Annotated in this window: 12 protein-coding genes; 7 read left to right on the top strand and 5 right to left on the bottom strand. The window is 64.3% G+C overall.

Annotated features, from left to right (window positions below):
* Positions 1-111 precede the first annotated feature (111 nt).
* Complete coding sequence (locus HD842_RS08270) at positions 112-1,908, bottom strand: DUF885 domain-containing protein (protein ID WP_183553023.1); 1,797 nt, start codon at positions 1,906-1,908, stop codon at positions 112-114.
* Positions 1,909-2,230: 322 nt separating this feature from the next.
* Between HD842_RS08270 and HD842_RS08265 the strand changes: the two genes are divergently transcribed.
* The 5 genes from HD842_RS08265 to HD842_RS08245 all read left to right on the top strand — a co-directional run bounded on the left by HD842_RS08265 (position 2,231) and on the right by HD842_RS08245 (position 7,157).
* The gene (locus HD842_RS08265; RefSeq protein WP_229424632.1) at positions 2,231-2,611 is read left to right on the top strand and encodes a hypothetical protein; all 381 of its coding nucleotides are present in this window, start codon (positions 2,231-2,233) and stop codon (positions 2,609-2,611) included.
* A complete protein-coding gene (locus tag HD842_RS08260; RefSeq protein ID WP_183553021.1) occupies positions 2,611-4,077 on the top strand; it encodes an ATPase domain-containing protein in 1,467 nt (488 codons plus the stop codon). The genes HD842_RS08265 and HD842_RS08260 overlap by 1 nt, the downstream gene beginning before the upstream one ends.
* A 9-nt stretch (positions 4,078-4,086) precedes the next feature.
* Positions 4,087-5,382 (top strand): hybrid sensor histidine kinase/response regulator, encoded by a 1,296-nt coding sequence (locus HD842_RS08255; RefSeq protein WP_229424631.1) that lies wholly within the window; start codon positions 4,087-4,089, stop codon positions 5,380-5,382.
* An 88-nt stretch (positions 5,383-5,470) separates the two neighbouring features.
* Positions 5,471-6,022: a TetR/AcrR family transcriptional regulator gene (locus tag HD842_RS08250; RefSeq protein ID WP_183553018.1), complete on the top strand. Its 552-nt coding sequence runs from the start codon at positions 5,471-5,473 to the stop codon at positions 6,020-6,022.
* Positions 6,012-7,157 carry an MFS transporter gene (locus tag HD842_RS08245; RefSeq protein ID WP_183553016.1) on the top strand — a complete coding sequence of 382 codons (1,146 nt, stop codon included), beginning with the start codon at positions 6,012-6,014 and terminating at the stop codon, positions 7,155-7,157. Before HD842_RS08250 ends, HD842_RS08245 begins: the two co-directional genes overlap by 11 nt.
* Here HD842_RS08245 and HD842_RS08240 read toward each other — a convergent pair.
* Positions 7,143-7,712, bottom strand: a complete 570-nt coding sequence (locus HD842_RS08240) for a TetR/AcrR family transcriptional regulator (RefSeq protein ID WP_183553014.1) — start codon at positions 7,710-7,712, stop codon at positions 7,143-7,145. The two genes, HD842_RS08245 and HD842_RS08240, sit on opposite strands and share 15 nt — an antisense overlap.
* A gap of 239 nt (positions 7,713-7,951) precedes the next feature.
* Between HD842_RS08240 and HD842_RS08235 the strand changes: the two genes are divergently transcribed.
* Positions 7,952-8,740, top strand: coding sequence for an SDR family NAD(P)-dependent oxidoreductase (locus HD842_RS08235; protein ID WP_183553013.1), 789 nt, complete (start codon positions 7,952-7,954; stop codon positions 8,738-8,740).
* 216 nt (positions 8,741-8,956) lie between these two features.
* Here the strand turns inward: HD842_RS08235 and HD842_RS08230 are convergent, their stop codons facing one another.
* A complete protein-coding gene (locus HD842_RS08230) occupies positions 8,957-9,433 on the bottom strand; it encodes a VOC family protein (protein ID WP_183553012.1) in 477 nt (158 codons plus the stop codon).
* A gap of 181 nt (positions 9,434-9,614) precedes the next feature.
* Between HD842_RS08230 and HD842_RS08225 the strand changes: the two genes are divergently transcribed.
* The gene (locus HD842_RS08225; protein WP_183553011.1) at positions 9,615-10,532 is read left to right on the top strand and encodes a LysR family transcriptional regulator; all 918 of its coding nucleotides are present in this window, start codon (positions 9,615-9,617) and stop codon (positions 10,530-10,532) included.
* Positions 10,533-10,545: 13 nt separating this feature from the next.
* Here HD842_RS08225 and HD842_RS08220 read toward each other — a convergent pair whose 3' ends face one another.
* Both HD842_RS08220 and HD842_RS08215 read right to left on the bottom strand, forming a co-directional pair.
* Positions 10,546-11,742, bottom strand: coding sequence for a pyridoxal phosphate-dependent aminotransferase (locus tag HD842_RS08220; RefSeq protein WP_183553010.1), 1,197 nt, complete (start codon positions 11,740-11,742; stop codon positions 10,546-10,548).
* 45 nt (positions 11,743-11,787) lie between these two features.
* The gene (locus HD842_RS08215) at positions 11,788-13,290 is read right to left on the bottom strand and encodes a peptide MFS transporter (RefSeq protein ID WP_183553009.1); all 1,503 of its coding nucleotides are present in this window, start codon (positions 13,288-13,290) and stop codon (positions 11,788-11,790) included.
* Positions 13,291-13,509 lie beyond the last annotated feature (219 nt).

Genomic DNA, 13,509 nt, shown 5'->3' with positions numbered 1-13,509 from the left:
ACCTCGCTCCGTGGTGTGCAAAGGCGGGTTGAACGCGTGGGCGGGAAACCCGCCCACCCTACCGTGGAAATCGCCATTGCCGCGTCATCCGGCCATTGTTGTCACGAGCAATCAGCCTTCCTTCGGATACGGACTTGGTCCACCGTCGGCGATAAACGCATCGATCCGCTGCTGCAGCACCGGCAGCGGCACCGATCCCATATGCAGCACGGTATCGTGGAAGTTGCGGATATCGAACTTCGGCCCCAGCGCCTTTTCGGCCCTGGCGCGTGCTTCCTGGATCGCCATCTGGCCCAGGTAGTACGACAGTGCCTGGCCCGGCCACGAGATGTAGCGATCCACTTCGGTCTCGACTTCGTGCTTCGACAGCGCCGTGTTCTCCATCAGGTAGGCCTGCGCCTGTTCGCGCGTCCAGCCTTTGGCATGCACGCCCGTGTCGACCACGAGGCGTGATGCGCGCCAGGCCTGGTAGCTGAGCATCCCGAAGACTTCGTACGGCGTCTCGTAGATGCCCATCTCGGCGCCCAGGCGTTCGGTGTACAGTGCCCACCCTTCGCCGTAGGCCGAGATGTACGCACGCCGGAACGGCGGCACGCCTTTCTGTTCCTGCGCCAGCGGAATCTGGAACGCGTGGCCGGGCGCCGATTCATGCAGCGTCAGCGCCGGCAGGCTGTAGAGCGGGCGCGCCGGCAGGTTGTAGGTATTCACCCAATACATGCCCGGACCGCCGCGGCCCGCTGTCCAGAACGGCGCCTGGTCGTCCGGCACCGGCACGATCGCAAAGCGCCGGCGCGGCAGGTGGCCGAAGTACTGGTCGGCCTTGGCGTCGAAGCGCTTGGCGGTCCACGCCGCGCTCTTGAGCAGTTCGGCCGGCGTCTTGGCGTAGAACTGCGGATCGGTGCGCAGGAACTGCAGGAAGGCCTGCAGGTCGCCCTTGAACCCGACCTGCTGCATGATGGCGTGCATCTCGGCGCGGATCTTGGCCATCTCGGCCAGACCGATCGCATGGATCTGGTCGGCCGTCAGATTGGTCGTCGTGAACTCGACGATCTTCGACTGGTAGTAATCCTTCCCGCCCGGCATGTCCTGGGCGGCCAGTGTGGTGCGGGCCTTCGGCACGTATTCGTCGCGGAAGAACGCGAGCGTCTTGGCGTGCGCGGGCTGCACCTTGTCGGCGATGATGGCGACGGCCTGGCGGCGCAGCGCTTCCTGCTCGGCCGCGGGCATGGTCGACGGCATCTCTTTGAACGGGCCGTAGAACACGGTGTCCTGCGGCGTCTTGGCCTCGGTCACCGACAGCAGCGTGCTTTCGCGGCCAGCCAGCGTGACCTTCGGCGGCGTGAAGCCGCGCGCCAGGCCCGCGCGCATATTGCCGATCTCTTCGTCGAAGTAGGCGGGGATGCCTTCGAGCTGGTCAAGATAGTTGCGGTAGGCCTGCGTGGTCTTGAGCGGGCGGCGCGCGCCATAGGTGACGCCGGTCCAGAATGCGCTGTCGGCATTGACCGGCTGCTCGAACTCGCGAAACACCTGGGCATCGTGCAGCGACGCGATCTGCGCGCGGTAGACGGCGAAGTTGATGCGCTCGGCCGGCGACAGGCTGGCAGGCTTGATCGCGTCGAGCTGTTTGAGGATGCCGGCCCAGTACACGCGGCGCGCTTCCTGCGCCGGCGCATCGACCCGGGCGAAGCCACGGCTGGCGTCCGGCGCGTCGTCATCGCGTTCGAGCTTTTCGGCGACGCGCCATTTCCATTCCCGCGTGTAGATGTCCTTGAAGCGCGCATCGGCTGGCGTGGCCTGCGCGGTCTTGCCCGCTGCAGGCGCTGCCGCGACCGACGCCGCTGGCGCCATGGCCAATCCCATTACCACGAAGGCCGTCGAGATGACGGCGCTGAGCTTCTTCTTTTCCATTGAATCCCAATCCATGAGTGTGCATGATGCTCGGGAGCAGGTTCGCCCGGCGCATGCCATCTTAGCGGGGATTGTCGCGCATGCCTACTCCGGACGGGGAGGTCGCCACTGCGTAAACACGCGATATTGACTGCCTGTTCGTGTCGCTTTCTACCTCTTATTTACTTCACACTTTCAAGAGAAATTGTGAAAAGCCACGATATAATGTTGCCAACCTAATGCCGGGCAAGCGCACGACGCAAGCGTACGACGACTCCGCACCGCAGCGTGCATGGACCTTTCATGATGATAACGGCCGCAATTGCTTTTCGATCCAGACATGATGACGAGTAAGGGTGATCCTGGCCGCTCTGTCGAGCACCTGTTACTCATTCAGTCCTGGCGGCGCCTTGCCGACCAGTTGGGGCCGCTTATTGGCGACAACGGTTTCTGCGCGCTGTACGGCCGGGCCCTGCGCCTTGTCGGCCCCGATTACACATGGCTGGCCACGACTGCGCCGTGCAAGACCCGCGCCGCCCAAATTGACGCGCTGGACGACATGCTCGCCAGCGTCGCACCCGACCTCGCACAAGTGGCCCACGCGGCCCTGCTCCAGACGTTTACCGACTTGCTGGCGTCGCTGATCGGGCACGCACTTGCGCGGCGCCTGCTCGACGCCGCGACGGTTGACGGAGAAGAGAAGAAAGTACAGGAGCACAAGTAATGAGCGACAAAGTATCACTTGGGAAATTGAGCACTGGTGTGCAAGGGCTCGACGTCCTGCTCGGAGGCGGGCTGAGCGAGTTTTCGTTCAACCTGATCGCCGGGCCACCAGGTTCGGGCAAGACCACGCTCGCCCACCAGATCATGTTCTCGATTGCAACGCCCGAGCGGCGCGCGCTGTTCTTCACCGTGCTGGGCGAGCCGCCGCTGAAGATGCTGCGCTACCAGCAGCAGTACAGTTTCTTCGACATGCAGAAGGTCGGCACTGCGGTGCGCTACGTGAACCTGGCCGAAGACCTGCGCGCGGGCGACTTCAGCACCGTGCTGGCGCGCGTGATGAAAGAAGTCGAAGACTTCGCGCCGAGCCTCGTGTTCGTCGATTCGTTCCGCTCGGTCGCGCAGACGGCGCGCAGCGGCAACGAAGGCGTGGCCGACCTGCAGCACTTCATCCAGGATCTCGGCACGCGCATGACGAGCTGGCAAGCGACCACGTTCCTGATCGGCGAATATGCCAACAGCGATGTCGAAGCCAGTCCGATCATGACGGTGGCCGATGGCATGATCTCGCTGACGCCCGTGCATGACGATAATTCGGTGGTGCGCAAGATGCGCGTGGTAAAGATGCGCGGCCAGGCCCACATGAACGGCTCGCACACCTTCCGCATCACCAGCGACGGCATCCGCGTCTACCCACGCATGCTGCCGCCGCTGGCGCAGGACCACCACGACGGCGCGCCGACCGATCGCCATCACAGGCGCATTCCGACCGGTACGCGCGACCTCGACGTGCTGCTGCATGGCGGCCTGCCGCAGGGGCATTCGCTGATGGTCACCGGCCCCAGCGGCTGCGGCAAGACCATTCTGGCCACGCGCTTCCTGCAAGAGGGCGTGCATCATGGCGAAAAGGGCGTGGCCCTGTCGTTCGAGAAAGGCACATCGCGCCTGCGCAATGCCGAACTGGCCGCGATGGTGGACGCAGGCGACGTTGTGGTGCTCGAAAGCCGGATGATCGACCTGACGGTCGACGAGTTGCTCGAGGCGCTCAATGAAGCGATCGACCGTACCGGCGCGCGCCGCGTGGTGGTCGATTCACTGTCCGAGTTGTCGCTGTACCTGGCGCCGGAAGGGCGCAACCAGTTACGCGCCACCGTGTTCCAGATGCTCACGTCGCTGGCCAAGCGCAACGTCACGGTGCTGGTCACGATGGGAATGGACGATGACTTCACCCACCTGCGCTTCAGCCAGGCCGAGGTGGCCTACCTGACCGATGCGATCGTCCTGATGCGCTTTGGCGAAAGCGCCGGCCAGCTGCGCCGGTTCATTTCGGTGGTCAAGGTGCGCGGCAGCAGCCATAGTCACGACCTGCGTGAATTCCATATCGACGATGCCGGCATCCACATCGATGCGATCAGCTCCGCGCACGAGGGCGTCCTGCACGGGTTGCCGACCACGCGTGGCGCCACCTGAATGACTTCCATGCCGGCGCTTCCGGGCATTGAGCCAGCCACGCCTGACGGCCACCTCGCGCAGCTTGAACGCGAAAATGCGCGGCTGCGGCGCGAGCTCGATGCCAGCACCACGCTGGCCCTGAGCCTGCGCGAAGCCAATGAACATCTGGTGCTGGCGGCGGTCGACGCGCAGACGTCGCGCGACGACGCCGAAGACACCAACCGGCGCCAGAACGAATTCCTGGCCATGCTGGCGCACGAACTGCGCAACCCGCTGGTGCCCATTAGCGTATCGGCCGGCTTGCTCGAGCGCGGCCCCGTCGCTTCGTTACCGCTGGGGCGTCTCACGGCCGTCATCCAGCGCCAGGTCGATCACATGGCGCGCCTGCTCGACGACCTGCTCGACGCCGCGCGCCTGAGCAGCGGCAAGATCACGCTGGCGATCGAGCCGCTGCGCCTGGCCGAAGTGCTCGAACACGCTGCCGAGACGATCATGCCGCGCGTGCGCGAGCGCAGTCAGCGCCTGACGATCAACCACGACGAGCGCGATCCCGTTGTCGACGGCGACCGCGTGCGCCTGACGCAGGTCTTCACCAATCTGCTCAACAACGCCTCGAAGTACACGCAGGATGGCGGCCAGGTCACCATCAGTGTGCGCTGCGACGACGGCATCGCGGTCACGATTGCCGATAACGGCGCCGGCATGTCGGATGAGACCATCGGACGCGCATTCGAGCTGTTCACGCAGGGACCCCGCACGCTGGCTCGCTCCGAGGGCGGACTGGGTGTGGGCCTGAACGTCGTGCGCAATCTGGTGAGCATGCATGGCGGCAGCGTGACTGCCGGCAGCGACGGCCCGGGGCAGGGCAGCACGTTCATCGTGCGTCTGCCGCAATCGTCGGCCGATGCCCCGTGTGCCCCCACCGCTGCACCGGTGCATACGGCCAGCGCCACGCGCCGCATCCTGGTCATCGAAGACAATGGCGACGCCGCCGACGTGCTGCGCATGCTGCTCGAGCTCGAGGGCCACCAGGTCGAGATCGCGGCCGAGGGGCACGCCGGCCTGGCACTCGCACTCGAAGGACATTTCGACGCCATCGTCTGCGACATCGGCCTGCCCGGCATCGATGGCCTGGAGTTGATGACGCGCCTGCGCGCCGCGCAACCGGATCCGCGCCCGCTGACCGTGGCGCTGTCGGGCTATGGCCAACCGAGTGATCGTGCGCGCGCACTGGCCGCCGGATTCGACCGGTATCTGGTCAAGCCGGTGGCGTCGGCTGCGCTGGTCGAGGCGCTGGCTGGCCCGTCGGCCGCCATAGCGTAGGTCGCCTCAACCCTTCTTGCCTCACGATACAAGTCACGTCGGGATCCTGCACGCTTGACATGTACAACGATCGTTGTACACTCAGGCCATGGACAAGAAAACTGATATGGCAGCATCCGCAGCGCAGCTGTTCGCGCGGGAAGGCTTGCGCGGCATTGGCGTCGATCACATCGGCGCCAGCGTCGGCGCCTCCACCCGCACGCTGTACAAGCACTTCGGTTCGCGTGACGGGCTCGTCATGGCAGCGCTCGAATCGCGGCATACGGCGTTCATGGCTGTCTTGCACCGTGACGATGGCGAGATCGGCACTGTCGAATCGCTGTTCGATACGCTGGAACAATGGTCGGCCGAGTTTGGCGCATCCGGCTGCCTGCTGCTGCGTGCCGGTAGTGAATACCGGGGTGCGAACGATGACATCGTGGCCCTGGTGCGCCGGCAGAAAGAGGTGTTCTTCCAGGAGGTCGCCAGGCGCGTCAGTCACGCGCTGGGGCATGACGATCCGCTGCTGTCTTCCCAGATCTGGATCCTGTTCGAGGGCGCCACGGCCATCGCCAGTCTGGACAATACAGCGGTAATCGGCGCTGCCAGGGCTGCCGCCGCCGCCCTGATGGCCCATGCAGGCCAGCGCAATGAAACATAACGTCAACCTGCTGGCGGCGGCTTTTGCGCTGATTGCCGTCTCTTATGGGCTCGCGCGCTTTGCCTTCGGGCTGCTGCTGCCGGAGATACGCACTGAACTCTCACTCGATATCGCCACCACGGGCTGGATTGGCAGCAGCGCGTTCGTCGCGTATTGCATCGGCGTGTGCATCACCTTCGCATTGAACCGTGTGTGCCCGCCACGGGCGATTGCCTTTGCCGCCGGATTGGCGTCGACCATCGGCATGGTCATCATCACGTTGTCCACGAGCGGGGTAGTCCTGGGACTGGGCGTCGCGCTGGCAGGCCTGAGTACCGGCCTAACCTCGCCGCCACTGGCAACGGCGGTGTCATTGCAATTTGACGATGCCCACCGGCCGAAGGCCAATGCCATCATCAATGCGGGCACCGCAGCGGGCATCGTATTTTCAGGTCTCGCGAGCCTGATTGCCTTCGGTGGCTGGCGCGAACTGTATATCGTGTTTTCTGCCATCAGCGGCGCAGTAGCGGTGTGGGTGTTGTATGCAGTGCCAACGGGGCACAAACGCACCGCGAGCGAGCCGATGTCATCCGCCATCTCGGTCGCCATCTTCAAGCGCCCCGGCATGCTGGCGCTCTGCACGGGCAGCTTTTTGATGGGCTTGTCGAGTACCGCGATCTGGACGTTCGGCGGCAGCCTGTTGCGCGATGAATTCGACTTCACGCAAACCGATATCGCCTGGATCTGGGTGACGCTAGGTCTGGCTGGCGTCGCCGGCGCGATGACGGGCGTCTTCGTGCAGCGGTTCGGCCTTGCGCGTGTTCACTGCGTGTCTCTGGCGGGGATGGCGGCGGGAATGATTGGCCTGTCCTTCACGTCGGTCTCGGTGGCATTCGCCTTTGTCAGCGTGGCGCTGTTCGGCGCTTCGTATATCACGTCGTCCGGCGCTTTTCTGATCCAGGGCATCCGGCTGCTGCCGGATCGCCCCGATCTGGGACTGGGTATTCCGTTTCTGATCCTGGCATCAGGGCAGAGCGCGGGCGCGCCATTGTTTGGCGCATTGTTGACGGGGTGGGGCATGGGCGTCGCGCTGGCTGTATGTGCGGGTGCGGCGTTGCTATCGGCTTGGATTCGCCCGACGTCAACCGGGCAGTGACGCGCCGATCGCGTTCCTGCAACTGGTCAGAATCTCATCGGCCAACGGTGAATCGTCCGGACAGGCGCGCGACATGATGATGGCGCCGACCATCTGCGCCAGGATCACGAGGGAGCGCGCACGTGCCTGGTCCGCATCCATCCCGTCCATCGCCGCATCCCCGGTGCTCAGTGCAGCAGACAGGCGCTCAATGGTGTGCGCGAACGTTGCCCGCACAACAGATGGCTGACGCGCGGCATCCCCACCCAGTGCCGCCATCGTGCACCCGGTTCCCCGTGCATCGCGGTGTTCGCGCGACAGATACTGGTTGACGATGTCAGCAATACTGGCGTCCGCCAGCAGTGCCTCGGTCTGCAATGCGCCGCAGGTTGCCGATTCCGCCATCAGGTCGACTTTCGAACCGAAATGCTTGTAGAAGCCGCCGTGGGTAAAGCCCGCAGCGGCCATCAGATCCGCCACGCCCACGCCATCGAAACCGCGCTCCCTGAACAGGGTGGACGCGGTTTCGACGATGTGCGTCCGGTTGGCTTGCGCCTGTGCCTTGGTGACTTTCATTTTTCTCGCCGTGTCGTGACCCATGATCCGCCACTATACATTGATGTCATCCATAATCAAAACCTTGACATTAATGATTATGATCGTCATCATTGGCGCCGTTCGTTCACCAACAGGAGTCACCATGCGCAATCCATCGTTGTCCACAACCCATGCCCCTCTGGAGCTCGCTAACCTGTACGGTGGCGGCGTCGCAGGCCATACCGAATACCCAACCGTGACCGGCTAAGGAGGGCACCATGACCACACTTTCCACCGTCTTGATCACCGGTGCGTCCAGCGGTATCGGCGCAACGTATGCAGAACGTTTCGCGCGCCGGGGCCACGATCTGGTGCTTGTTGCACGTGACGAGGCGCGCCTCGACACGCTGGCAGCAAATTTGCGCGCCAGCCATGGGGTGGCCGTCGATGTGTTGCGCGCCGACCTGACCCATCCCGATGACCTGGCCACCATTGAAACGCGTTTGCGCGACGATGGCCGGATCGGTATTCTGGTCAACAACGCCGGTCTGGCCCAGTCGGGCGGCTTCGCGCAGCAGAACCCGGGCGCAATCGACGCGCTGGTAACGCTCAATATCACCGCGTTGACGCGGCTGGCCGCAGCGGTCACACCGCGCTTCCTGCAGTCCGGGACTGGCGCGATCATCAATATCGGTTCGGTGGTCGGCTTCGCGCCTGAGTTCGGTATGGCGATTTACGGCGCCACCAAGGCGTTTGTGCTGTTCCTGTCACAAGGCCTACAGCTAGAACTTTCTCCCTATGGCATCTACGTGCAGGCTGTTTTGCCGGCGGCGACGCGCACCGAAATCTGGCAGCGCGCCGGGATCGATGCGAGTGCGATGTCCGACATGATGGAAGTCGATGCGCTGGTCGACGCCGCACTTGTCGGGTTCGACCGCCGTGAAACGGTCACGATTCCTGCATTGCATGGGGAAGGCCGCTGGCAGGCGCTCGAGAGCGCGCGCCAGGGACTGCTGTCGGATCTGAAACAGGCGCATGTGGCCGAACGCTACCAGCGCAAGGGCTGATCAGGTCATGACATTCTGGCGGCAGGCACCGGCGATACCCATCGCGGATCAAGCCCGGCGACGCCGTGTATGCGCGCCCCGATCGTTGATCGCTTCTATCCGTTCGCGGAAACGGCAGAGCCATTGGCCGATATGTCGACTGGCCGGGCAAAGGCGTGGTTATCAACGTCGCGTTTTCAGGGCAAAGCGACGTTTGCCCTGACCCTGAAGCTCAGGCTAATTTGCAGCTGGCATAGTCGAAAAAGGTTGGGTCAGTTCGATCAGGTTACCCCACGGATCGCTGAAAAACGCGAACCGCAGCGCGAGGCCGGGCGCGTCCCGCGGTTCACTGACAATCCTCACATCACGACGTCTCAGTTCACCGATCGCTGCATCGACATCCTCGACGCGCAGGCACAGATGGTGCCATCCGGCGATCGCATGGGTGTCAATCAGTTGGTCGTACTCGGGACGCGGTGCGCACCCAGGACCGGCAATCAACTCGATGCGAAAACTGTCGTCAGCAGCAGGCGCGAGAAAAGCCAGTGTCTTTTCACCCAGTGCCATCGTGCGGATCAGGCGAAAATCGAGCGTGCCGGTGTACCAGGCGGCAGCAGCCTCAAAGTCCGGCACGCGCAGTCCGACATGGTCGCCTCGCCATGAGGTGAACGGGCTGGTTGGGGTAGGCGACACGAGGTCGTTGGATGCTGGCATGGGGTTCTTTCAAAAAGGTCACAAACACATCAGCCAGAAGAACGGCACTCTTACGCGTTCTCTCCAGCGATCACTGGTCGCCTGGATACGCCGCCTGTCGAGCGGTCGTATCCGGCGCAAACCAGTGTAGAAGAGGCCGGCCAGTTTGATAAGACGGTGGTTTCAGAATAGACTGATCGCCATGAAGAACAATCGCGAGCCATCCCTGGACGATCTTTCCGTGTTTCTTGCGGTGTGCGATGCGAAGGGATTCCGGGCCGCCGCCAAACGCCTGGGACTGGCGCCGTCGAATGTCAGCGACACCATCACGCGTCTGGAAAAGCAGCTTGGCCTGCCCCTCCTGACACGAAACACGCGCAGCGTGACGCCAACCGAAGCAGGGCGCGAGCTGGAAGCCCGCCTGGGCCCCTTGTTGTCCCAGACGCGCGCCGCCTTGCAAGAGATCAGCACCGCGTCGACGTCAGTGACCGGATTACTGAAGTTGAATGTGGCCGGTTCGGTCATGGTCGACATCCTGCCGCCGTTGATCGATCGATTTCTTGCCGCGCACCCTGCAGTGCGCGTCGAACTGGTCGTGGACGACCGGCTGACCGATACGATTGCGCAGGGTTGTGCTGCCGGCATCCGCTATCCCGAACATCTTGCGAAGGACATGATCGCGGTTCCCATCGGGCCGCGCTACCAGGAGCTGGCGCTGGCCGCGGCGCCATCGTATCTGCGCGCGCACGGCTACCCTGCGCATCCCCGCGACGTCATGGCGCATCAGTGCGTGCGTCTGCGCTTTGCCAGCGGCGCGCTCACTGCCTGGGACTTCGAGCGCGACGGCGAAAAAATCACCGTCGACCCGGCCAGCCGATTGATCATCGGCGTCGATGCAGCCGCTGCCGGGATCGAACTGGCGCGCGCCGGGCATGGATTGATTTGCACCTTCAGGAACTGGCTCGATCCGTATTTCCAGAACGGCAGTCTGGAGCCTGTCCTGCCAATGTGGTGGCAACGCTTCGACGGCCCCAAGCTGTATTTTCCGAGCCGGCGCATGCCGGCGCCGCTGCGTGCCTTCATCGATCTGGTCGCAGAATCGCCGGTGGCCGAGGGTTGACGGTGCCGGGCCTTCAGCGCCCCAGCTGACGCGCCAGCCGCGCTACCGCTTCCTCGATCCGCTCATACTTCGTCGCATACGAAAACCGCACATGCTGCGCAGGTGCGGCCACGCCGAAGTCATCCCCCGGCACGATCGCCACATGCGCGTCATTGAGCAGCGCCATGCTCAGCGCCGCGCTGTCGCCGCGCAGCGGATGATCGAGCGCGGTGACGTCGGCGTACACGTAGAACGCGCCGTCGGGCATCACCGGCACCCCGAACCCGAGCTCGCGCAAGGCGGGCACCAGATAGTCGCGGCGGCGCTGGAATTCCTGGCGGCGCGCTTCGAAAATCGTCAGCGCTTCGGGCTGGAAGCACGCCAGCGCCGCATGCTGGGCGATCGTCGGCGCGCAGATGAACAGGTTCTGGGCGAGCTTCTCGAACACGGGCACCAGGCTGTCGGGCACCACGAGCCAGCCCAGGCGCCAGCCGGTCATGTTGAAGTATTTCGAGAAGCTGTTCACGGTGATCACATCCGGGTCGAGCGCCAGCGCGCTGACCGGCACGTGGTCGTACGTCAGGCCCTGGTAGATCTCGTCGACGATGGCAAAGCCGCCGCGTGCACGGACTGCGGCCAGCATGTCGCGCAGCTGCGCCGGGGTCATCGACGTGCCCGTGGGGTTGGAGGGCGAGGCCACCAGCACGCCGCGCGTGCGCGCCGTCCAGCGCTCGTGCACATGGTGCGCGCCGAGCTGGTAACGGTCCTCGAACGAGGCCGGCACCAGGATCGGCGTGCCGCCGAAGCTGGTCACGAAATGGCGGTTGCACGGGTACGACGGGTCGGGCATCAGGACCTCGTCGCCCTGGCCGACCAGCGCGGCGCAGGCCAGCAGCAGGCCAGCCGAGGCGCCGGCGGTGATGACGATACGGCGCGGATCGATGTCAAGGCCCTGCGTCGCGGCGTAGTGGCCCGAGATCGCGGCGCGCAGCTCGGGCAGGCCGAGCGACTCGGTGTATTGGGTGACGCCGCCGCGGATTGCGGCGACGGCCGCGTCGGCGACGATGTCGGGCGCCGTGAAATCGGGCTCGCCGACGCTCATGCTGATGATGTCGCGGCCCGCGCGCCGCAGCAGCGCGGCGGCCTTGACCATTTCCATGACGCGAAACGGTTCGATGGCGTGCACGCGCTGTGCGACCTGCAGATTGGTATCGAGGGAATTGGAAGACATGATGGCCGGATCGGAAAAGAACAATCCGGCCATCTTACAAGAACCCTAGCGGTGAGTGTGGTGCTCGGCCGTCAGGCGGCGCATCAGCGGCAGTGCGGCCAGCGCGATCAGCGTGCAGGCGATGGCGGCCAGCCCCAGCTTGTTGAACAGGCTGGTATAGATCGGCAGCGTTTGCAGCGGGTCGGTCATCCCTTGCGGCACGCTGGCCATCGTGGCCACCAGGCCACCCAGGTATTGCGAAATGCCGACTGCCACGAAGTAGGCGCCCATCATGAAGCCGCCCATCCGCGCCGGCACATAGCGCGCGATCATGGCCAGTCCCAGGCCGCTCACCAAGAGTTCGCCCAGCGAATACAGGCCGTAACCCGCGATCATGATCCACGACGAGGTCAGGCCATTGACCGCAAAGGCGCCGGCGAAGCCGTACGTGAAGAAGCCCGCGGCGACGACGGCAAAGCCCAGCGCGAACTTGGCGGCGATCGACAAATCACGCCCGGCGTTGCTGGCGCGCGTGTAGACCCAGGCCAGCACAGGGCTGAGCAGCATGATCCAGATCGCGTTGAGCGCCTGGAACTGCGCCGGCGACCAGGTGAACAGGTGGCTGCCGAACAGGCTGAAATCCAGGTCGACGTTACGTAGCGCGAACAGCGACAGCGACGTCGACATCTGCTGGTAGAAGATGAAGAAGAACACCGTCTGCAGCGTCAGCACGAGCGCGGCGACGAGGCCAGAGCGTTCGCTGGCCTGGCTGGTGCGGATCAGGTGGATGAAGATGCCCAGCACGACCAGCCCCGCCAGGTACACGAACAGGCGCGCGAGCCAGCCGTATTCGAGGATGAAGGCCGATGCGATCACGGCCAGCACGCCACCGCCCAGCACCAGCGCGAGCTTGCCCCAGTTGAGCGGCAAGTTGTCCGGCGGTGAACCGATATGCCCGATCGTGCGGCGCAACAGGCCCACCGTGATAAGGCCCACCCACAGGCCGACGCTGCAGAATGCGAACGCCACGTGCCAGCCCAGTTCCCCGGCGTAGTTGGCGTTGACGTGGTCCTTGATGGCCGGCGTGGCCAGCATCGAGACCGTGGAGCCGACGTTGACGGCCATGTAGTAGATGGTGAAGGCGCTGTCGATCTTCGAGTCGTTGCCTTCGTAGATCTTGCGCACCAGGTTGGCGGTATTGGGCTTGAACAGGCCATTGCCGACGACGATCACGCCCAGCGCCGAAAAGGTCAGCCAGGTATTGGTCGTCGGGATGCCCATCAGCGCGTAGCCGAGCGACAGGATGATGGCGCCAATCACCATCGAGCGGCGCGTGCCGAGCACCTTGTCGCCGATCCAGCCGCCGATTGCCGGCGCGACGTAGATCAGGGCCGCGGCTGCGCCCCATACGAGCGTGGCGCGGGTGTCGTCGAACCCCAGGCGCTGCACCATGAAGTAGACGATCAGCGCCTGCATGCCGTAGTAGCCGAAGCGCTCCCACAACTCGATCAGCGCGATCGTGGCGAATGAGCGGGTCTGGCTGACCGGGCGCCCGAGTGTCGTGTCCATACAAGTCCTCTGCGACTGCACCCCGGCCAGGCCGGCGCGCAAAATCCGAGGATTCTATGCCATCTGGATGAAGCTTGCAGATCGGGTGGCATGCGCGCTGCTGCCACGTGGCCGGCACGAGGGACCAGCCAGGCAGCGACCGGTCTTCAGGTTTCATGTAGGGCGAGGCTGTTGGGCGCGGTCGAAATCTGTCATGCTTCGGCTGCAGCCGCACAACCT

Origin of the sequence: Massilia aurea, from assembly GCF_014200505.1 — a bacterium.
GTDB lineage: Bacteria > Pseudomonadota > Gammaproteobacteria > Burkholderiales > Burkholderiaceae_D > Telluria > Telluria aurea_B.
Note: the sequence above shows the minus strand (reverse complement) of the source record. Positions and strands in the feature narration are given on the sequence as shown.